The 19,699-nt window shown below is 62.7% G+C and carries 17 protein-coding genes; 6 read left to right on the top strand and 11 right to left on the bottom strand.

Annotated features, from left to right (window positions below; translation table 11 throughout):
- The first annotated feature begins 59 nt into the window (after positions 1 to 59).
- From ACJO2E_RS00140 to ACJO2E_RS00130, 3 genes are read left to right on the top strand one after another with little or no spacing between them, the layout of a single operon-like run.
- The gene (locus tag ACJO2E_RS00140) at positions 60 to 1,268 is read left to right on the top strand and encodes an ABC transporter substrate-binding protein (RefSeq protein ID WP_406960703.1); all 1,209 of its coding nucleotides are present in this window, start codon (positions 60 to 62) and stop codon (positions 1,266 to 1,268) included.
- A 7-nt stretch (positions 1,269 to 1,275) separates the two neighbouring features.
- Entirely contained in the window at positions 1,276 to 2,085 is an 810-nt protein-coding gene (locus ACJO2E_RS00135; RefSeq protein WP_406960701.1) for an ABC transporter ATP-binding protein, read from the top strand.
- Entirely contained in the window at positions 2,082 to 3,890 is a 1,809-nt protein-coding gene (locus tag ACJO2E_RS00130; RefSeq protein ID WP_406960699.1) for an AMP-dependent synthetase/ligase, read from the top strand. The genes ACJO2E_RS00135 and ACJO2E_RS00130 overlap by 4 nt, the downstream gene beginning before the upstream one ends.
- Positions 3,891 to 4,169: 279 nt before the next feature.
- Here ACJO2E_RS00130 and ACJO2E_RS00125 read toward each other — a convergent pair whose 3' ends face one another.
- Genes ACJO2E_RS00125 through ACJO2E_RS00110 form a run of 4 tightly spaced genes read right to left on the bottom strand, consistent with a single transcriptional unit; the run spans position 4,170 to position 8,391 of the window.
- On the bottom strand, positions 4,170 to 5,768 hold the full coding sequence (locus ACJO2E_RS00125) for a class I adenylate-forming enzyme family protein (protein ID WP_406960697.1): 1,599 nt from the start codon (positions 5,766 to 5,768) through the stop codon (positions 4,170 to 4,172).
- A 40-nt stretch (positions 5,769 to 5,808) separates the two neighbouring features.
- Positions 5,809 to 6,234, bottom strand: coding sequence for a MaoC family dehydratase (locus ACJO2E_RS00120; protein ID WP_406960695.1), 426 nt, complete (start codon positions 6,232 to 6,234; stop codon positions 5,809 to 5,811).
- Positions 6,235 to 6,240: 6 nt separating this feature from the next.
- Positions 6,241 to 6,696, bottom strand: coding sequence for a MaoC family dehydratase N-terminal domain-containing protein (locus tag ACJO2E_RS00115; RefSeq protein ID WP_406960694.1), 456 nt, complete (start codon positions 6,694 to 6,696; stop codon positions 6,241 to 6,243).
- Positions 6,697 to 6,750: 54 nt separating this feature from the next.
- Entirely contained in the window at positions 6,751 to 8,391 is a 1,641-nt protein-coding gene (locus ACJO2E_RS00110; RefSeq protein ID WP_406960692.1) for a long-chain-fatty-acid--CoA ligase, read from the bottom strand.
- Between the two features lie 271 nt (positions 8,392 to 8,662).
- Here ACJO2E_RS00110 and ACJO2E_RS00105 point away from each other — a divergent pair, with 271 nt between their 5' ends.
- Positions 8,663 to 9,823, top strand: a complete 1,161-nt coding sequence (locus ACJO2E_RS00105) for a C4-dicarboxylate TRAP transporter substrate-binding protein (RefSeq protein WP_406960690.1) — start codon at positions 8,663 to 8,665, stop codon at positions 9,821 to 9,823.
- A gap of 129 nt (positions 9,824 to 9,952) precedes the next feature.
- On the opposite strand, the gene ACJO2E_RS00100 is transcribed toward ACJO2E_RS00105, so the two are convergent.
- From ACJO2E_RS00100 to ACJO2E_RS00090, 3 genes are all read right to left on the bottom strand, one after another.
- Positions 9,953 to 11,110, bottom strand: a complete 1,158-nt coding sequence (locus ACJO2E_RS00100; RefSeq protein WP_406960688.1) for a C4-dicarboxylate TRAP transporter substrate-binding protein — start codon at positions 11,108 to 11,110, stop codon at positions 9,953 to 9,955.
- Between the two features lie 54 nt (positions 11,111 to 11,164).
- Positions 11,165 to 12,721, bottom strand: a complete 1,557-nt coding sequence (locus tag ACJO2E_RS00095; RefSeq protein WP_406960686.1) for a long-chain-fatty-acid--CoA ligase — start codon at positions 12,719 to 12,721, stop codon at positions 11,165 to 11,167.
- 197 nt (positions 12,722 to 12,918) lie between these two features.
- Positions 12,919 to 13,857, bottom strand: coding sequence for an NAD(P)H-dependent flavin oxidoreductase (locus ACJO2E_RS00090; protein ID WP_406960685.1), 939 nt, complete (start codon positions 13,855 to 13,857; stop codon positions 12,919 to 12,921).
- A 170-nt stretch (positions 13,858 to 14,027) separates the two neighbouring features.
- Here ACJO2E_RS00090 and ACJO2E_RS00085 point away from each other — a divergent pair, with 170 nt between their 5' ends.
- On the top strand, positions 14,028 to 15,068 hold the full coding sequence (locus ACJO2E_RS00085; protein WP_406960683.1) for a phosphotransferase family protein: 1,041 nt from the start codon (positions 14,028 to 14,030) through the stop codon (positions 15,066 to 15,068).
- 16 nt (positions 15,069 to 15,084) lie between these two features.
- On the opposite strand, the gene ACJO2E_RS00080 is transcribed toward ACJO2E_RS00085, so the two are convergent.
- Both ACJO2E_RS00080 and ACJO2E_RS00075 read right to left on the bottom strand, forming a co-directional pair.
- Entirely contained in the window at positions 15,085 to 15,513 is a 429-nt protein-coding gene (locus tag ACJO2E_RS00080) for a PaaI family thioesterase (RefSeq protein WP_406960681.1), read from the bottom strand.
- Positions 15,514 to 15,543: 30 nt separating this feature from the next.
- The gene (locus ACJO2E_RS00075) at positions 15,544 to 16,614 is read right to left on the bottom strand and encodes a BtrH N-terminal domain-containing protein (protein ID WP_406960679.1); all 1,071 of its coding nucleotides are present in this window, start codon (positions 16,612 to 16,614) and stop codon (positions 15,544 to 15,546) included.
- Positions 16,615 to 16,842: 228 nt separating this feature from the next.
- Between ACJO2E_RS00075 and ACJO2E_RS00070 the strand changes: the two genes are divergently transcribed.
- Positions 16,843 to 17,580, top strand: a complete 738-nt coding sequence (locus ACJO2E_RS00070; protein ID WP_406960677.1) for an SDR family NAD(P)-dependent oxidoreductase — start codon at positions 16,843 to 16,845, stop codon at positions 17,578 to 17,580.
- 41 nt (positions 17,581 to 17,621) lie between these two features.
- Here ACJO2E_RS00070 and ACJO2E_RS00065 read toward each other — a convergent pair whose 3' ends face one another.
- Complete coding sequence (locus ACJO2E_RS00065) at positions 17,622 to 18,401, bottom strand: SDR family NAD(P)-dependent oxidoreductase (RefSeq protein ID WP_406960675.1); 780 nt, start codon at positions 18,399 to 18,401, stop codon at positions 17,622 to 17,624.
- Positions 18,402 to 18,404: 3 nt separating this feature from the next.
- Complete coding sequence (locus ACJO2E_RS00060; RefSeq protein WP_406960673.1) at positions 18,405 to 19,679, bottom strand: acyl-CoA dehydrogenase family protein; 1,275 nt, start codon at positions 19,677 to 19,679, stop codon at positions 18,405 to 18,407.
- Positions 19,680 to 19,699: the final 20 nt, after the last annotated feature.

Below are 19,699 nucleotides of genomic sequence, written 5' to 3'. Positions count from 1 at the left end.
CCGACAACACCAACAGACCGACCCGACAGCCCCAACAACAAGAAGCAAGGAGACACACCATGTTCAACCAACTGATGCAGAAGGGCCGCCGGCTGGCTGGTATTTCCAGCTTTGTGGCCGCCCTGGGACTGGCCGCTCCGGCCATGGCCCAGGACAAGGAGCCGATCGTGTTTGGTGGCTCCATTCCCCTGTCCGGGGTGTTTGCCTTTGCCGGCATCCATATCCACGCCGGCCTGACCGACTACACCGACTGGATCAACAGTCAGGGCGGCATCAACGGCCACCCGGTGGAGTACGTGATGGAGGACACCGCCTATGAGGTGGACCGGTCGGTCGCAGCCTTCAAGAAGATCTCCGGCAGTGAGTCACCCGCGGTTTACTACGGCGACAGCACGGGCTTCATGAAGGCCATCTCCTCCGAGCTGAACAGCATGAACACCACGCTGATGAGCGGCGCCTCCTTCGCCACGGCCCTCACCGACAACGAGCAGTACCCCTACCAGTTCATTCCGGGACCCAGCTACAGCCAGATGTTCGGCATCATCCTGGAGTACATCGCCAGCCAGGGTGAAGGCGGCGACATGCCCACGGTGGCGTTCGTCTACAGCGATACCGAGTTCGGCAAGGACCCCATCGAGAACGGCAAGGCCAGGGCCGCCGATCTGGGCATTGAGGTGGTTGAGGAGATCGTCACCAAGCCGGGCAGTGTGGATGTGTCCGCCGAGGTGCTGAAGCTGCGTCGCGTGCGCCCGGATTATGTGGTGTTCCACGGCTATGTACTCTCGCCCATCAACGAGTTCATGGTGCAGATGCGTCAGATGGGGCTGGACACCCAGTTCATGGGCACCTTCTGGTCCTCCGACAAGCTGATCATCGACAAGATGGGTGAGGACGCCGACGGCTACATGGGTGTCATGCCCTACAACTACTACGACAGCCCGGACAGCGGCCCCATGCTGGATGCCCTGCGGGCCCAGGCCGAGCAAAGCGACCCGGAAGCAGGCTACCGTCCCACCGGCTACATGCAGGGCTGGTTCAACGCCATGGTCTGGACCGAGGTGATTGAGCGCACCCTGGACGCCGGCAAGGAACTCACCGCCGACAATATGGCCGAATCCCTGGCCTCCATCGAGGACTGGGACACCGGCGGCATCATCGGTATCCCGGTGACAGTGAAGGACATGTCCTTCCCGGTGGGCCGTATCTGGCGGGTGAACGCGGAAGAAGGCCGTTACGAGCCGGTATCCGACTGGATTCACCTTGACTGAGGCCGGTATGGACGCCGTTCTGGAAGTCGACAACATTGAGGTGGTCTACAACAAGACGGTGCAGGTCCTGCGGGGCCTGTCCCTGAGGGTCCCCAGGGGCGCCATTGTCGCGCTGCTGGGGTCCAACGGAGCCGGCAAGTCCACCACCCTCAAGAGCGTGTCCGGTCTGCTGTCCCTGGAGGATGGCGAGGTCACCGCCGGGGATATCCGCCTCAACGGCCAGAGCGTGAAGACCCGGCCGCCGGAGAAACTGGTGCGGGATGGCCTGTTCCATGTCATGGAAGGCCGGCGGGTGTTCGAGGATCTCACCGTGGAGGAAAACCTGGTGGCGGCCACCTATGCCCTGACCGGGCGGGAATCCTCCCGCTCCGGGGGGTACGAGCTGGTCTATGACTACTTTCCCCGACTGAAGGAACGCCGGCGTCAGTTGGCGGGTTACCTCTCCGGCGGTGAGCAGCAGATGCTGGCCCTGGGGCGGGCACTGATCGCCCGGCCCGAGCTGATCATGCTGGACGAGCCTTCCCTGGGGCTGGCGCCGCTGCTGGTGGAGGAGATCTTCGAGATCGTCGCCCGTATCAACCGCGAGCAGGGCACCGCGATCCTGCTGGTGGAGCAGAATGCGGCGGTATCCCTGGCCATCGCCTCCTACGGCTACATCATGGAAAACGGCAAGATCGTGATCGACGGACCGGCGGACCGGCTCACCGACAACGAGGACGTGCAGGAGTTCTACCTGGGTGTCGGCGGCAAGGACGGGGAAGCCCGCAGTTACCGGGACATCAAGCACTACAAGCGTCGTAAACGGTGGTTGTCATGACCCGACCGGAATTACCCGAACTGACCCTGCCACAGATGCTGCGGGAACATGCCCGCCAGCGGCCCAATGATCTGGCCCTGCGCCAGAAGGACTTCGGCATCTGGCAGGCCATCGACTGGCAGACCTTCTACCGCCGTGCCTGGCAGTTCGGCCTGGGGCTGAAAGCCCTGGGACTGGAGCCCGGTGGCCACGTGGCGATCATCTCCGAGAACCGGGTGGAATGGGTGATCGCCCAGATGGGCATCGGCATGGTGCGGGGCATCTGTGTCGGGGTCTACCCCACCAGCCCCTGGAATGAAGTGGCCTACGTGCTGGAGCATAGCGACAGCACCATGGTGATCTGCGAGGACCAGGAACAGACCGACAAGGTGCTGGAAGCCTGGCCGCAGTTACCCCGTCTCAGGCACAACGTGGTGATCGACATGAAGGGCCTGCGCCATTACCCGGATCCGCCCACCCCCTTCGGGGAAGTGGAGGCCATGGGTGTGGCCTACGAGGGGGAGTATCCGGGCATTGTGGATGAACTGCTGGACCAGCAGGGCATGGATGAAACCGCGCTGATGATCTACACCTCCGGCTCCACCGGGCGGCCCAAGGGCGCCATGATTTCCTGGCGTAATCTGTACGCGGCGGCGCCGGGGCTGATTGAGCTGTTGGCCATCGATGAGCAGGACACCAGCTTGTCCTACCTGCCCCTGTGCCATGTGGCTGAACAGGCCTTCACCAATATCGGGCCATTGTACGTGGGCAGCACCGTCAGCTTTGGCGAAAGCCTGCGCACGGTGCAGGAGGACCTGCGGGAAATCGCGCCCACCTTTTTCCTTGGGGTGCCCCGTATCTGGGAGAAGCTGCACTCGGCCATCTACATCAAGATCCAGGAAACCGGTCGCCTGCGCCGGGCCCTGTTCAACCGGGCCATGGCCGCCTGCGCGTCACTGGCGACAAAGCCGAAGGCCCGGTGGAGCCGGATGGACCGGGCCCGTTACGGGTTCTGGTACTGGCTGGTGTTCCGGGCCCTGCAGAACTATGTGGGCCTGCGCCGCTGCCATATCGCCATGACCGGGGCGGCGCCCATCTCTTCCGGCATCCTTGAGTTTTTCCGCACCATCGGCGTGCCGCTGGTGGAAGTCTACGGCCAGACGGAAAGCACCGGCGTCGCCACCGCCCAGCCCCTGGACGAGATCCAGCTGGGTACCGTGGGCAGGCCAATCACCGGTGTGGAGGTGAGGCTTGGTGAGCACGACGAGATCCTGCTGCGGGGTGGCAGTATGTTCCAGGGCTACTACAAGAACGACGAGGCCACGGCCAAAACCCTGAAGGATGGCTGGCTGCACACCGGCGATGTGGGCCAGTGGCAGGGCGAGCATCTGCGCATCGTGGACCGCCTGAAGGACATCATGATCACCGCCGGGGGCAAGAACCTGTCGCCCACTGAGATCGAGAACACCATCAAGGCCAGCCCCTACATCAAGGAATGTATCGTGATCGGCGAGTCCCGCAAGTATGTGTCCGCCCTGATCCAGATTGATTTCGAGACGGTGGCCAAATGGGCGGAGCAGGAGCGGGTGGCCTACACCACCTTCCGCAGCCTGGCGGAGCATGAACGGGTCAACGCACTGGTTCAGGACGAGATCAACCGGGGGAATGACCAGCTACCGCAGGTGGCACAGGTGAAGCGTTTCCACCTGCTCACCAAGGAACTGGACCACGACGATGACGAAGTGACTGCCACCATGAAGGTACGGCGGAGCAAGATCCATGAGAAGTATACCGAAGTGATTGAGTCGCTTTATGAGGGAGCCTGATCGGACCGTTGATCTTCGAGGTCCGGGGCCGGGAGGCTTTCTCCATTGCATTTCAGGTGCAGTCCATCTAGCCCCGAACTCGTCTGCTCCCCCCTCTCCCTAACCCTCTCCCTCCAGGGGAGAGGGGACTGTCCTGTGCAAACTTAAACAACGACGTTTCGGGGAGACTAAGGGGTGAAGTCCAGATACAGATTAGCGGCAAACTCCCCCCTCTCCCCTGGAGGGAGAGGGCCGGGGAGAGGGGGGAGCAGTTAAGCACAAAGCCAGCCTGTTGCCGACTTAGCCCCCAATCCGCTCCTTGAGACCAGCCTTGACCAACTTCCCATTGGCATTCCGCGGCAAGGGCTCCTCCTGAATCGTCACATAATCCGGCGTCTTGTAGTCCGCCAGGTTCTCCCGGCAGAACCGGCGGATGTCGTCTTCGCTCAACCCCTGGTCTTCCACCCGGGTCACGAACACATGGATCTTCTCCCCCAGCACCTCGTCCGGATGGGGAATCACCGCGCATTCCACCACCGCGGGGTGGCTGATAATCAGGTTCTCCAACTCCACGCTGTAGATGTTGTAGCCGCCCCGGTTGATCATGTCCTTCTTGCGGTCGAAGATGCGGACAAAACCCTGTTCATCCATGGAACCGATATCCCCGGACTTCCAGTGCCCGGCGGTGAACTCCCGGGCGTTGGCTTCCGGGTTGTTCCAGTAGCCCGGTGACACCATGGGGCCGCTGATCCACAGCTCGCCGGATTCCCCCGGCGCCACTTCCCGGCCGTGATCATCCATGATGCGGATGTCGCCGCAGGGCACTACCAATCCGACACTGTCGGCATGGCGGCCAGCGTCGCCCAGGGGCAGGCAGGTGGAGGGCGAGGTGGTCTCGGTGGCGCCGTAGGCGTTGATCAGCTCCAGGTCCGGCAGTTGCTCCCGCAGTTGGGCAATGGTGCTCTCCGGCATGGGGGCGCCGCCGAAGCCGCCGATACGGAAGGTGCTGAGGTCGTGGTCCCGGAAATTGGTGCGCAGCAGGCACAGGTTGTACATGGCCGGCACCATGACCGTATGGGTGACTTTCTCCCGGGCGATCAGTTCCACCGCCTGCACGGCATCAAAGGCGGGGATGACCACAGTGGCACCGGCCACATGGGTCATGGTCAGGATATTGGCCACCAGCCCGGTGACATGGCTGCCCGGGGCCACCAGCAGGCTGCGTTCGCCTTCCCCCAGCGCCATGGTGTGCTGGAAGTGCATCACCGAATGGATAATGTTGAAGTGGGTCAGGATGACCCCCTTGGGTTTTCCGGTGGTGCCTGAGGTATAGAGGATGACGGCGGGGTCTTCTTCCTTTGTCGACGGCAGCGGCAGGTCGGTTCCCGCGTCCTTCAGCAGGTTGTCGAAGGGCTCACTGTGGTCGTCTCCGCCACCAATGGCGAACCGGTGGCGAAGCCCCGGCAGGTCATCGGGGGATGGCAGCTTGTTGGCCTGGTCGGCGTGGTAGACGACGGCCCTGGCGTCGGAGTGCTCCAGCATGTAGCGCAGCCCCGGCGCCTGCTCACGGATGTTCAGGGGCATGACGATGGCGCCGGCCCGCAGGACACCCAGGATGGTCAGCACCAGTTCCGTGCTGTTACCCATCAGCAGTCCTACCCGGTCACCGGGCTCAACGCCCCGGTGCCGGAGTTGTGCTGCCATGGCGTCCGCCCGGTCTGCCACTTCCTGATAGCTGAGCCGCTGCCCTTCGCAGACGATACAGTCCGCCTCCGGCGCCCGTTCCACCGAGGCCAGGAAGGAGGCCAGCACGCTGGCCGGGCGTTCCTGGTAACAGCGGACTACACGGTCACCGAAATGGTGTTCGTGGCGGATGGTAAAGCGGGGTGTCGTGCTCATTGGGAAGACTCTCCGGGTTTGATCCTGGGGGGACTGTAAATCATGAACTGAGCCGGACTACCGCATCACCCACCACCCGGGTGTCGCCATACTGGTTGACGACGCGAAGCTCCAGGCGTGCCCGCTGCTCACCTTCCTCCTCGAAGCGCTCGATGATGTGACCCCGGCAGCTTAATTCGTCGTGCACCTGGGAGATGGCGACAAACCGCATCCCGAAACTGATCAGAGCCTCCTGGGGCAGCCAGTTGGTCAGCATGCGTCCCAGGTAGGCAGAGGCGAGCATGCCGTGGGCAAAGACATCGTCCATTCCATGATAGCGGGCAAAATCCAGGTCCACATGAATCGGATTATGGTCGCCGGAGGCCCCGGCATAGAGTGCCAGGGTCAGCCTGGATATGGGCGGTGTGGTCAGGGCCGGAATCTCGTCCCCGACCCTCAGGGAAGCGATATCGACAGTCGTGCTCATGGAGTTCTACCTGTGACGGATGATAATAGTGGAACGGAGATCGGCCACTCTCTCCGGGGTGGGCCCTCCATTCTCCCGGAACACCGCGGTCTCCCGCACCACAAACTCCAGGCTGCCCGCCTTTTTCTGGTAGATATCGGTAACCCGGGAACGGAAGGTCAGCCGGTCACCGGCGCAGACCATCCGGTGGTAGTCGAAGTGCTGTTCCCCGTGCAGGACCTTGCCCAGTTCGATACCAAGGGCTGTCATGTAGTCCAGGGGATCATCACGTTCCAGGTCCAGGCAGAACAGAAAGGTGGGCAGCACCGGCAGGGATGGCCAGCCCGCGGCCTGTGCCGCACCCTCGTCCAGGTACACGGGGTTGTCCTCGCCAATGGTTTTGGCAAAGAAGCGTAACCGGCCCGCCTCCACCATCTGGGTATGGGGGCGGGTCTCGTAGCCAACGAACGCGGGATCAATCATGGCTGGCGCTCCTGCGGGTACCCGCCCTCCGGGGAGGGCAGTCCGATGGTTGGTTCAGGAGACCCTGGCGGGTTTCATGCCGCCAAACTCTTCCCGCAGCTTGGTCTTGAGCAGCTTGCCGGTGGCGGTGTGGGGCAGTTCATCCAGGAAGATGACATCGTCCGGCAGCCACCACTTGGCCACGTGGTCGCTCAGGAAGTCGATCATTTCCTCCTTTTCCATCTCCTGGTCATCCCGGGTGACCACCAGCAGTAGGGGCCGTTCGGTCCACTTCGGGTCGGGGATGCCGATCACCGCTGCTTCTGCCACCTTCGGGTGGGAGGCGGCGGCGTTTTCCAGCTCGATGGAGGAAATCCATTCGCCGCCGGACTTGATCACGTCCTTGGATCGGTCCACCAGTTGCAGGAAGCCGTCCGGGTTGATGGTGGCTATGTCGCCGGTGCCGAAGTAACCCTCGTCATCCAGCGGGTTGCCGCCCTCGCCCTTGTAGTAGCCGCTGCAGATCCAGGGGCCGCGAACATAGAGGTGACCTGAGGCCACACCATCCCAGGGCTTGCGGTTGCCGTTGTCGTCGACAATCTTCATCTCCACGCCCCAGACACCCCGGCCCGCCATGGCGGTCAGTTTCGTGCGCTCATCGTCGGACCAGGACTCGTGCTTGGGCAGTGGCTTGTTGATCACGCCGATGGGGCTGGTCTCGGTCATGCCCCAGCCCTGGACCATTTTAATGCCTGAATTGCGGAAACGTTCGATCATGGCGGCGGGGGGCGCGGCGCCACCCACACCCACGCCTTCCAGGTGGGTCAGTTTGCGCAGGTCCGCCTCCGGATTGGCGTCCAGGTACTGGAACAGCATCAGCCAGATAGTGGGCACGCCCTGGGAGAAGGTGACGTTCTCGTCGCGCATCAGCTGGAAGATGCTCTCGCCATCCACATGGGGTCCCGGCAGTACCATCTTCGAGCCGGCCATGGGGGCGGAGTAGGGTACGCCCCAGGCGTTGGCGTGGAACATGGGTACCACCAGCAGCAGGGTGGATTTGCTGCTGAAATCGAACGCGTCCGGCGCCAGCTCCATCAGGGAGTGGATCACCGTGGAGCGGTGGGAGTAGAGCACGCCCTTGGGGTTGCCGGTGGTGCCGGACGTATAGCACAGGGATGAGGCCGTGCGCTCCTCGAACTCCGGCCACTCGAACTCGGTGGATTCAGCCTGTACGAGCTCCTCGTAGCACAGCAGGTTGGGCACATCGATGTCCGGCATGTGGGCGCGGTCGGTCATGGCGATGAACGCCTTCACGCTCTTGAAGGCCGGCGCCATTTTCTCCACCAGCGGGGCGAAGGTGGTGTCGAAGAACAACACCTGGTCCTCCGCATGGTTGACGATGTAATCAATCTGCTCCGGAAACAGGCGCGGGTTCACCGTGTGCAGGACCGCTCCGCTGCCGGAGACGCCGTAGTACAGCTCGAAGTGCCGGAAGGTGTTCCAGGCCAGGGTGCCGACGCAGTCCCCCTGCTTGATCCCGAGCTTTGCCAGGGCGTTGGCCACCTGCTTGGAGCGGTCGCGGATCTCGGCGTAGTTGGTGCGGTGGATGTCTCCTTCAACGGTCTTGGTGACGATTTCGGTGTTCGGGTGGAAGGTGGCGGCGTGCTCAATAATGGAGGAAATGAGCAGCGGCCGATCCTGCATAAGTCCGTGCATGGCTGTCTCCTGGGGTTCTTGTGTTTATAGCGGGACGTTTGTGCCAGTGTCCCTCACGAAAAAAGCCCCGACCTCGTCTGATTCGACGATTTGACCGATTGGAACCCGGAACACCTTTCTCCGATCTCGTCGGAACAGACGAGGCCCTTCTCCGCCGCTCTTCCTAAGCTGAACGATGGTCGCCTCAGACCTGCTTTTCAACGGACAGCCGACATACAACAACCTGTTATACAACAAAAATGGAACCCGGATGGGTCCCCCAGGAGCTGTTATGCGTTCTTTCAATATTCCCCGTTTTCCCCGCCTTGCCCTGTCGCTGGTGGTCACTGGTTCCATGCTGGCCAGTATCGCGGAGGCCCGCACCCTGACCTACGCCACCGGCTACGCCCCTCAGTCCATCGGCGCAGAAGCGGGCAACGTATTTGCTGAAGCCATGTCGGAATATTCTGATGGGGCCATTACGGTGAAGGTTTTTCCACAGTCGCTGTTGAGTTTCTCGGAGACGCCCTCCGGTGTGAGGGACGGCATGGCAGACACGGGTCTGGTTCTGACACCCTATTTCCCAGCGGAGTTTCCGAGCACAAATCTGGCGGCGGAAGTGTCCATGTTGCTGGAGCTGACGGATGCGCCGGCGGACACGGCGGGCCTGGCATACGCCGGTGCCATGTCCGAGTACCTGTTCAACCACTGCCCGGAGTGTGCCGATGAATTCGAGGCTCAGAATCAGGTATTTATCGGTGGCGGTGGCACATCGCCCTATATGCTGCTCTGCAATACCCCGGTACGGAACCTGGAAGAGCTTGAGGGCAAACGGGTACGGATCGGTGGAGCCCAGTGGTCCCGTTGGGCCGAAGATCTTGGCGCTTCCCCGGTATCGGTTCCACAACACGAAACCTACGAAGCACTCAGTCAGGGCGTGGTTGACTGCACCATCCATTCCGCGCCGGAACTGACCATCGTCAAGCTGATGGAGGTGGTATCGGACATCACCACCGGTGCCCCGGGCGGTGTGTTCGCAGGGGTGGGTAACACCGTCAACCAGGATGCCTGGGCCAGTCTGAGTGAGGACGAGCGCCGTGCCGTGCTTCACGCCTCCGCGGTGCTGTCCGCAGAACTGAGCTGGGGTTATGCCGAGGCGGCCAGGGACAACATGCAGACCGCCGAAGAGCTCGACCGGATTACCATCCACGACGCCAGCGATGCCATGAAGGAAAAGACCCGGGAATTCATCCGTCAGGATCTGGACAACATGGCCGCTACCTATGCCGAAAAATACGATGTCAACAATGGCGGTGACATGATTGAGACCTTCCGCCCGATCCTCGAGAAATGGGTTTCCCTGGTGGATGGCGTTGACAGCGGCGAAGCCCTGGCCGAGCTCTACTGGCGGGAAGTCTTCTCCAAAGTGGATGTGAGTCGCCATGGCCTGTGAAGTCCTGAAATCACAAGACCGTTGCGACAGGAGAGCCGAATCATGATTCTGCACCAACCTGAATGAAGGAGCTGCGCAACCTGTAAGGGCACTGACGGGCCGGGCGTCCTGCCTGGCCCGTCAGGGTTGTTACAGGCCGTACTCGTTCACATCCACTTTCGAGAACACCTCATCCCAGTAGAGCTGTTGCAGTTCCTCTCCGGTTTCCACGTCCTTCACCAGCTCCACCCAGCGAGTCATGCTTTCGCGGAACTCGCTGATCATCTCTTCGGAGCGTTCCAGGTCGTGGTTGTCCCGGTAGCGTTCCGCGATGGTGTCGATGTCCCCTTCGATGAATTCGCGGGTAGCGGCCTTGAGTCTATCCCCGGCTTCATGGACGGTGATGTCCTCCTTGTCTTCAATCAGCTGGCGGTTCTCCTCATGTTCCTTCACATACAGGCGGGCCAGCTCCGCCGCAATGGCCGCCGAGGCGTAGAGCATGGCCTCGCGGTTCTCCGCCGACAGGCTGTTCCAGGTGTCCTTGTTCATATGGGTGGCGATGCCGCCGAAGATGCCCCCGGGTACGCCCATGGTGACGTCGGTGGTGACCTCGATAAAGTTGAAGTTGGTCAGGTCCGGCAGGTTATGGGCGGTGCAGTCCAGCACACCCTGGCCCAGACCTTCGTAGACTTCGTTGACCGCCATGGACACCGGTGAGGCATCCATGGACTCCACCCACCGGGCCCACTGGGGGCCGCCAATGCGGATGCGCTTGCCTTCAATGTCATCCATGGTCACCACGGGGGTGTTGCAGATCAGGGTATAGGGGGTGCTGCCGGATATCCCCAGGAACACCTGGTTTTCATTGTTGTACTCTTCCAGACACTCCGGACAGTTGTTGAACACGTATTCGGAGATGGCGCCGCCAAAGGCGAAGGTGGCTTCCCGGGCGGTGGTGTCGTCCAGCTCCAGCAGCATGGTCATCTCGGTGAGCATGATGGTGGCGGGAAACTCGGTCTGGAAATAGGGCGTCAGCACCGAGCCGATATCCGCCATGCCATCCCGCAGGCCCGGCGGGGTTTCCATGAAACTCAGCAGTGACTGCATGTAGGCCTTGGTGTTGAGATCACCATCGCTGCGTTCCTCCAGGGCATCGGCAAACACCTCGATGCTCTTGGAGCCGATGGAGTTGGGCGTGGCGCCGGAGGCGAAGCTCAGTTCCCGGGCGTCAGCATTGCCCACCGCCATCATGGAGGTCAGGGCAGCGCCGGCTATAAAGCCGGCCAGGGGGTTCTTCAGGTAGGTCATGGGACACTCCCGTCATTGTTGTTGTCATGGGGTTTGGTGTGGTCTTGTTGTTGTTCAGCTCACCTTGCGGTCCCGGTCGGACCAGTGTTCCTCCCTGAGTTTGTACTTGAGCAGCTTGCCGGCTGGTGACAGCGGCAGTTCCTCGCGGATTTCCAGGCTGCGGGGGATCTTGTAGTTGGCAATCAGGGTCCGGCAATGGGCCATGACCTCGTCCAGGGTCAGGTCGGCGTCGTCATTCACCACCACCGTGGCGTGTACCCGCTCGCCCCAGTCGTCGTCCGGCACGCCGATTACCGCGCACTGGGCCACCTGGGGCATCTGCAGCAGGGCTTCCTCCACCTCGGCGGAGTAGACGTTCTCACCACCGGTGACAATCATGTCCTTGATACGGTCCACCACGTAGACAAAACCATCCTCATCCATGTAGCCGGCGTCGCCGGTATGCATCCAGCCATTGCGCAGCGCCTGGGCGGTCTGCTCCGGCTTGTTCCAATAGCCCTGCATGACCACCGGCCCGCGGGCCACGATTTCCCCCCGGGTGCCGTGGGGTACCGGGTTGTCGTTCTCGTCCACGATGCGGATCTCCACCATGGGCAGGGGGCGTCCGGCGGACATCATTTTGCCGCTCTCAAAGCCTTCATTACCATGCCAGTCCTTGGTGAGGATGGTCACCGTTGGCGACAGCTCGGTCATGCCGTAGGCCTGCAGGAAACCGGCCTGGGGCATGGCCTGGCGGGCCTTGTTAAGCAGGGTGCTGTCCATGGGCGAGGCCCCGTACATCATATGTTGCAGGCCGCTGAGGTCGTAGTTGCCGAACTCCGGATGGGCCAGCACCATCCGCAGCATGGTGGGCACCAGGAAGGTCTCGATCACCCCCTCGTTCTGGATGGCCTCCAGCACCGCTTTAGGCTCGAACATGGGGATGATCACATTGGTGCTGTGGCGTGTGACCCCCTGCAGGATCAGGCCGGTGCCGGCGACATGGAAGGTGGGTGCGGCATGCAGGGTCACCGAGCGCAGGGGCATGTTGGCCACCGCCTGGGAGCCCAGCGCATTGCTGAACAGGTTCATGTGGCTGAGCATCACCCCCTTGGGCTTGCCGGTGGTGCCGCCGGTGTACATGACCGCTGCCAGGTCATCGTTGCTGCGCAGGGCGTCTTCGGCTTCCTCGTGGTCGCGGATCAGGGCTTCTAAATTGTGGGTGCCGGCGGGTGTTTCCCCGTCGCCCGAGTAGATGACCGTGTTCAGGGACCTGGAGCCTTCAGTCAACGGTTTGACCATGGGACTGAAGGTGTCATCCACGATCAGGAAGGTGCTGTCGCAGTCGTCCAGGGAATAGATGATCTCCGCCGGGCTCCAGCGGATGTTCACCGGGTTGATCACGCCGCCAGCCCAGAAGGTGGCGTAGATGGCCTCGGCGTAGCGGTCCGAGTTCAGGCTCAGGATCGCCACCCGGTCGCCTTCCTTCAGGCCAAGCTGTCGCAGGCCTGCCGCCAGTCTCGCGATCCGGGATACGAATTCGCGATAACTGTGGCGGCGGCCCTGGAAGACCGTGGCGGTCTTGTCCGGGGCTTCAGTCAGGGCCTTGTGCAGGGGTTGGGTCAGGTACATTCGTCGGGTCTCCGTGACTTGTTGTTGTTCCGGATGTTGGTTGTTGATTAACCAGTCATGGTCAAGCTAGGTCACGAAGTCAGGGTCAGCTATCGTCGGAAACGACGAATTGTTTTCATTTGCGGTGGGGGATGTCGGAAAGGGACTGTCGGGGCGGGCAGGAGCCGCCATGGAACAGGCGGCTCCCGGTCTGGCAGTTACCGGCTGAATTCGTCGTTGCAGGCCTGTTGCAGGGCATCGTGGTACTCCCGGGCGAGGCGCTGGCACAGCTCGGCGGTGGCCGGCTCGTCCGAGATCGCGCCAACGCCGTGGCCAGCGGACCAGACATTCTTCCAGGCCTTGGCCTCGTTTTCCATGTCCAGGCCGCCGTGGGCTTCGTCGCTGTCCAGATCGAGACCGGCGGCTTCGATGCTGGGGCGGAGAAAGTTGGCATTCACGCCGGACACCTTGGGGGTGTAGACGATATCGGCGGCCCGGGTGTCCCGAACCATAGCCTTGTACTCCGGTTCCACCAGGGATTCCTTTGTGGCCAGGAAACGGGTACCCAGGTAGGCCAGGTCGGCACCCATGAGCCGGGCGGCGGCAACCTGGGCACCGGTGCTGATGGAGCCGGCCAGGATGATGGTGCCGTCGAATACCTGGCGGATTTCCTGCACCAGCGCGAAGGGGCTGATGGTGCCGGCATGGCCCCCGGCGCCCGCTGACACCGCGATAATGCCGTCAACGCCGGCTTCTGCGGCCTTTTCGGCGTGGCGGCGGTTGATCACATCGTGGAACACCAGGCCGCCATAGGAATGCACGGCCTTCACCACCTCCGGCACCGCGCCCAGGGAGGTGATCACCAATGGCACCTGATGCTTCACCACCTGTTCCAGGTCCGCCTCCAGCCGGGGGTTGGAGCGATGCACGATCAGGTTCACGCCATAGGGAGCAGCATCCTTGCCTTCAAGGCGGGCTTCGATGTCCTGCAGCCATTCCACAAAACCTTCCGTGGAGCGCTGGTTGAGGGCAGGAAAGGTGCCCACCACGCCGTTCAGGCAGGCTTCCACCACCAGATCCGGGCCGGAGGTGAGGAACATGGGGGCGGCAATGGCCGGAACCTTGAGCCGGCCCTCGAATGCGGAGGGAAGGGGCATGGCGTTAGTCTCCATCAGGTGGTCGGTATGTGTCGTCTGGAAGTGAAGCACGGTCTTCCATTTCCGTCATCCTGACAGGTGGGCGCGCCTTTCGATTCGTCCAATCTGACGATTCGGACGGTGTGCAACTCCGATAGGTTCATAACATTACCGCAGACAGGGTGACACCTATGGACTGGCAGAGGCACATCGACACCGAAAGGCTGGCGGACTGGATAGCCGGGCAGGGGCTTGGCCAGGGGGAAGTCGCCAACGCCCACCTGCTGGGCGGCGGCACGCAGAACCTGCTGCTGAGGTTCGATTACAACGGCCAGGACCTGGTCCTGCGGCGACCGCCGCCGCACCTGCGCGCCAACTCCAATGACACCATGCGGCGGGAAATGCGCATGCTGGAGGCCCTTGCCGGTACTAATGTTCCTCACCCCCGGCTGGTGGCAGGCTGTCCTGACGAGGGCGTGCTGGGGGCGGCCTTCTATCTGATGGAGCCAGTTGAGGGCTTTGCGCCGGTCAATGGCTTGCCTTCCCTTCATTCCTCGGATACCACCGTCCGGCATCGCATGGGGTTGTCGTTGGTGGAGGGTATTACAGCGCTGGGTGCGGTGGATTACCGGGCGGTGGGGCTGGAAGGCTTCGGTAAGCCGGACAATTACCTGCAGCGCCAGGTCCGCCGCTGGCAGCAGCAACTGCAGGGTTACGCTGACTTTCCCGGTTGGCCGGGGCCCCGGTCGATACCGGGTGTCGATACCATCGCGGGATGGCTGGACCGGAACCGACCATCGTCCTTCGAGCCGGGCATCATCCATGGGGACTACCACATGGCCAACGTCATGGTCCGACCCGACAGCGGCGAACTGGCGGCCATTGTGGACTGGGAACTGACCACCATCGGCGATCCGCTGCTGGACCTGGGCTGGCTGCTGGCCACCTGGCCCGGTGAGGTTGTCGATGAGGACACCATAGAGCACTTCCGGTTACAGCCCTGGGAAGGCTTCCCCAGCGCCGATGAACTGGTGGAACGCTACCGGGCAAACAGTCACCGGGATCTCTCGGCCATCGACTGGTACGCCGTACTGGCCTGCTACAAGCTGGGTATTATCCTCGAGGGCACCCACGCCCGGGCCTGTGCCGGCAAGGCCCCGAAGGCGATCGGGGATCAGTTGCATGCCAGTACGGTGGCGCTGTTTGAACGGGCGCTGGGGTGGGTGCGTTAAGCCGGCGGTAAATCGCTCAGGCCTGGCTGTGGGATGAAGGAATAGCGTAGGTAACCACCGCGTGCGCCACCGGCTTCTGCAGGTGGCCTTCCGAGTAGATGTTCACTTCCGTCAGTACCGAACGGCGCCCCAGGTGCAGCAGGGTGCCCCGGGCCAGCAGGGCCTTGCCGGATTCCGGTTTGCGCAGGAAGTTGATGTTCAGGTTGCTGGTGACCGCCAGGGGGACAATGCCGATATGGGCCAGCACTACTACATAGGCGGCGGTATCCGCCGTGGCCATCATGGTGGGGCCGGACACGGTGCCGCCGGGGCGAAGGTGCGACTCATCCACTGGCTGGCGCACCCAGGCTTCCTGCTCACTCACCTGCTCCACGGTGATAGTGGCCTGGGGAAACTCGGTGCGCATGAACGACTGCAGTTCGTAAGCGGTTACCTGGATGGTCATGGCGTCGGGTCCTCGGTGTTGGCGATAGTGTCAGTTATTCGGGCCACCCTGGCCGGCCCTTTCCAGGACTGCCTGCATGGCCGCTTCCAGGGCCGGTAGCCGGTGGGCAGCATCGCTGATGGCCTGGATGTCCATGGGCTCGGCACGGGCAATCTCGCCCAGGGCCGACCAGGCATCGGCACTGTGCTGGCAGGCCTCGGCGGCAGCGGTAAAGTGCCGGTCGCCGGTGGTCTGGGCCACGTCCCGACAGAATTCAGCTTCCAGGCGCCGGAACAGGCCGCCCCCGGTACCGGCCTTTTCCACGAAGACGGGCAGGCTTTTTACCGCAGCGGGCAGTTCGTCCGGGTCAAAACGATAGGGCCAGGTAATGATGTCGTCCGCAAAGGCCTTGACGCCGTCCACGCCGCTGGCCACCTGGCTGCCGGCGGGCAGGCTGGTAACGTCGAACAGCAGGGCATCCTCCCCGCCCAGCACCCGGGCGGCGGAGGTGGCGGCATCCCGCGCACAGGTCAGCAGGTCGGGCAGTTGCGCCGGGAAGCGCATCGGGTAGGAGGCAAACCGGTTGGGGCCCGGGAAGCCGTTGGAGCCGTGGGCCCTGCGGAAGGCTTCCATGGGGACTTCCTGCACATCCTCCCGATCATTATCCACAATGAACACTGTTTTCCGGTCGTCATCGTAGCCAATGATCACCACATCATGGCGGGTGTTGGACAGCCGGACCCGCAGATAGGGCAATTCCGCAATATCGCACCAGACCATGACCGGTCGGCCCGCGTCGATTTCGTCTTTTACCCAGTGCCAGCCCTGGTCCGGGTCATCGGTCTGTTGGTGCCGGGTGTCGATCCCCAGCCGGCGGCAGAAATCCAGCTCCATATCCGCGTTACGACCCACCAGGTAAATAGGAGGAGTCAGTCCCGGATAGCGGGTGTACATAAACGACAATCCGCCCCCAAGCCCGAATACCAGCCCTTCGCTGGGTCGCCCGTCACCGGGCAGGTTGTTCCAGCCGAGGTCGGCCCAGTGCAGCAAATCCCGCAGGGCGCCGGAGCCGCAGTGGCCGCCCAGGTTGTGGGGATAGGGCTCAATCAGAACCCGGCTCATAATGTCGGACTCCCGATGAAATGGCGGGCTTTGCGGTTAACGCCGGTGCTGGCGTCAGGTCCTGAGTGGGGCATAGGGGCTATCCGTCGATCTTGTTGTTCTTAAGGGTCACCTTAGCCGGGTGCCGGTTACCCGGCATCGTCCGATCCGACGATGCTGGCAGCGGTGGAGGCCGGTAATGTCGATGCATTATCAGGCCTTTACAGGCAGCAGCCAGGAGACAGAACAATGAACGATCTGGACTATTCCGGCAAGACCGTGCTGGTGGTGGGCGGCTCCAGCGGCATCGGTAACGGTATCGCCCAGGCTTTCCGCGCCCGGGGTGCGAAGGTGTATGTCTGGGGGACGCGGGCGTCGGCGGAAGATTATGATCCTGGCGAGGGCTCGGACCTGTCCGGTCTGCACTACAGCCAGGTCGATGTGGGCAACATCGATGCCATCGACGCCTGCCGGCCGTCGTTCGAGACGCTGGATGTGCTGATCCTGTGCCAGGGCGCGGTGATCTACAAGCGGGGTGAATTCGATCGGGAGGGCTGGGACCATGTCATGAACGTGAACCTGAACAGCCTGCGGGCCTGCGCCATGAAGTTCTATGACCAGCTTGCTGAAAGCCAGGGCTCGTTAATCATCGTCAGCTCCACGGCAGCGTTCCATTCCACCAAGGGTAACCCGGCCTACAACGCCTCCAAGGCGGGGGCCGTGGCACTGGTGCGAACCCTTGGCGAGGCCTGGGCACCGGAAGGGATCGCAGTTAACGGCATTGCGCCCGGGTTCGTCGCTACCAAGATGACGAAAGTGACCACTGAAAACCCGAAACGAAAACAGATGGCGGAGGCTGCCATCCCCGTGGGCCGCATGGGCCTGCCCTCGGAAATGGCCGGCCCCGCGCTGTTCCTGGCGTCGCCGCTGGCGTCCTACATGCGGGGCCAGACCCTGATTGTGGATGGTGGCCTCACCCTGTCATGAGTGCCTGAAGCCACCGGTCTGATGGCCGCAAGGCAAAAGGTTCAGGCATTGCGGGCCATCAGCCCGCCATCGACGGGAATAACCGCGCCGGTCAGATAGGACGATGCCGGCAGGCACAGGCTGACCGTGACCTGGGCGACTTCTTCCGGTGTACCATACCGGCGCAGGGCGGTGCGTCGTCTGGCGAAAATCTGCTTGTGGTCCGGTTCGACGAAGGCGGTCATCGCCGTGTCGATGGGCCCCGGGCAAATGCAGTTCACGGTAATGCCCACCGGACCCAGCTCCACCGCCAGGGCCCGGGTCAGTCCGGTGACACCCGCCTTCGCGGCGGCATAGGGGCTGTTTTCCGCGGTCGCCCCCAGCGCCTCGGTGGATGCGATATTCACGATTCGGGGGTGGGACGACTGTCGGAGGTGTGGCAAGGCGGCCCGGACCAGTTGTTGCTGGGCCGTCAGCAGGACCGACAGGCAACGGTCCCACACGATGTCGTACTGGTCATCGTCAATGGCGGAAAAGCCCGCGATGCCGGCGTTATTGATCAGGATATCCAGGCCGCCGAAGGCCTCGGCCACGTCCCGGGTTACCTGGCGAATGGCCTCCGGGTCGCTCACATCGAGATGCCAGGCCCGGGCCTGATACCCTGCTCCGGTCAGCTCATCCGCCACGGATCGGGCGCCCTCCATGTCAAAGTCGGTAACGGCAACCTGCGCCCCCTCGGCGGCAAAAATGGCGGCCGTCGCCCGTCCCATGCCACTGGCGGCTCCGGTAACCAAAACGCGGCTGCCTTTAAGGGATCGGCTCAGTTCGGTGATTCCGGTCATGATTCAGGCCTCCTTATCCAGGCCGAACTTTGTCCGGGCGCGGCGAACCTGCTCCGATTTCAGGTAATCCGGGAACGGGCCCTGTGCTGGCTCCACGTCCTTCAGCACCTCACGGGCGACGGTGACCTTGTGCACCTCGGTGGGGCCGTCCCCCAGGCCGACGTGGAAGGAGTTGATGATCCACTCCGCGAAGGGCATGTCATGGGAAATGCCCAGGGACCCGTGGATCTGCAGGGCGCGGGAGGCGATGTTGTTGAGCACCCCGGGCATCACCGTCTTAACGGCGGCAATGTTCTTGCGGGTGGCCTTGTAATCCTGGCCCTGGTCCAGCAGCCAGGCGGTTTCCAGGATCAGCAGACGGAACTGGCGCAGCTCCACCCAGGAGTCGGCGATCTTCTCCTGCACCATCTGCTTTTTCGCCAGCTGTTCGCCCTTGGTAAAGCGTGACACCGCCCGCTCGCACATCATGTCGAAGGCGCGGGACGCCTGGGCCAGGGTGCGCATGGCGTGGTGCATGCGACCACCACCGAGACGCACCTGGGCCACCACGAAGGCATCCCCACGCTCTCCGAGCATGTTCTCGGCTGGCACCCGCACGTTGGTCCAGCGCAGGTGGGCATGGGTGTCCTGGGGTTCACCGTAGAACCCGTAGTTGCGGACAATCTCGATGCCTGGCGTATCTGCCGGCACGATAAACATGGACATGCGCCGGTAGGGCGGGGCCTCGGGATCCGTCACCGCCATGATGATAAAGAAGCTGGCGAAACGGGCGTTGGAGGCAAACCACTTCTCGCCATTGATCACCCACTCGTCACCGTCCTGGACCGCCGAGGCCTCCAGCACCAGCGGATCGGCGCCACCCTGGGGTTCGGTCATGGTGAAGCAGGAGACAATCTCGTTATCCAGCAGCGGGTCGAGGAAACGTCTCTTCTGCTCCGGGGTACCGTAATGGGCGAGAATTTCAGCATTGCCGGTATCCGGGGCCTGCGAGCCGAACACGATGGGGCCGAAGCGGGAGCGCCCGAACTGCTCGTTCATCAGCGCCAGCTTGAGCTGGCCATAGCCCTTGCCGCCCAGTTCCGGGCCCAGGTGGCAGGCCCACAGGCCGCGCTCCTGTACCTGCTTCTGCAGGGGTCTCACCAGACGCTGGAATTCCGGGTCATGGATGTTCCACTGGCTGCCCAGTACATGGTCCAGCGGTTCCACTTCCTCCCGGACGAACTGGTCGATCCAGTCCAGTTCCCGCTGGAAGTCGGGGTCGGTCTCAAAGCTCCACATGGCGTGCCTCGCTGTCAGGA

This window comes from Marinobacter shunpengi (assembly GCF_045449695.1).
Classification (GTDB): Bacteria; Pseudomonadota; Gammaproteobacteria; order Pseudomonadales; family Oleiphilaceae; genus Marinobacter.
The sequence above is the reverse complement of the archived record's forward strand: the minus strand, read 5'-3'. Positions and strand labels throughout refer to the sequence as shown.

Bases quoted from the DNA above. Each gene is read 5' to 3' on its own strand.
- ACJO2E_RS00140 (WP_406960703.1), top strand. From the start codon at position 60: ATGTTCAACCAACTGATGCAGAAGGGCCGCCGGCTGGCTGGTATTTCC.
- ACJO2E_RS00135 (WP_406960701.1), top strand. From the start codon at position 1,276: ATGGACGCCGTTCTGGAAGTCGACAACATTGAGGTGGTCTACAACAAG.
- ACJO2E_RS00130 (WP_406960699.1), top strand. From the start codon at position 2,082: ATGACCCGACCGGAATTACCCGAACTGACCCTGCCACAGATGCTGCGG.
- ACJO2E_RS00125 (WP_406960697.1), bottom strand. From the start codon at position 5,768: ATGAGCACGACACCCCGCTTTACCATCCGCCACGAACACCATTTCGGT.
- ACJO2E_RS00120 (WP_406960695.1), bottom strand. From the start codon at position 6,234: ATGAGCACGACTGTCGATATCGCTTCCCTGAGGGTCGGGGACGAGATT.
- ACJO2E_RS00115 (WP_406960694.1), bottom strand. From the start codon at position 6,696: ATGATTGATCCCGCGTTCGTTGGCTACGAGACCCGCCCCCATACCCAG.
- ACJO2E_RS00110 (WP_406960692.1), bottom strand. From the start codon at position 8,391: ATGCACGGACTTATGCAGGATCGGCCGCTGCTCATTTCCTCCATTATT.
- ACJO2E_RS00105 (WP_406960690.1), top strand. From the start codon at position 8,663: ATGCGTTCTTTCAATATTCCCCGTTTTCCCCGCCTTGCCCTGTCGCTG.
- ACJO2E_RS00100 (WP_406960688.1), bottom strand. From the start codon at position 11,110: ATGACCTACCTGAAGAACCCCCTGGCCGGCTTTATAGCCGGCGCTGCC.
- ACJO2E_RS00095 (WP_406960686.1), bottom strand. From the start codon at position 12,721: ATGTACCTGACCCAACCCCTGCACAAGGCCCTGACTGAAGCCCCGGAC.
- ACJO2E_RS00090 (WP_406960685.1), bottom strand. From the start codon at position 13,857: ATGCCCCTTCCCTCCGCATTCGAGGGCCGGCTCAAGGTTCCGGCCATT.
- ACJO2E_RS00085 (WP_406960683.1), top strand. From the start codon at position 14,028: ATGGACTGGCAGAGGCACATCGACACCGAAAGGCTGGCGGACTGGATA.
- ACJO2E_RS00080 (WP_406960681.1), bottom strand. From the start codon at position 15,513: ATGACCATCCAGGTAACCGCTTACGAACTGCAGTCGTTCATGCGCACC.
- ACJO2E_RS00075 (WP_406960679.1), bottom strand. From the start codon at position 16,614: ATGAGCCGGGTTCTGATTGAGCCCTATCCCCACAACCTGGGCGGCCAC.
- ACJO2E_RS00070 (WP_406960677.1), top strand. From the start codon at position 16,843: ATGAACGATCTGGACTATTCCGGCAAGACCGTGCTGGTGGTGGGCGGC.
- ACJO2E_RS00065 (WP_406960675.1), bottom strand. From the start codon at position 18,401: ATGACCGGAATCACCGAACTGAGCCGATCCCTTAAAGGCAGCCGCGTT.
- ACJO2E_RS00060 (WP_406960673.1), bottom strand. From the start codon at position 19,679: ATGTGGAGCTTTGAGACCGACCCCGACTTCCAGCGGGAACTGGACTGG.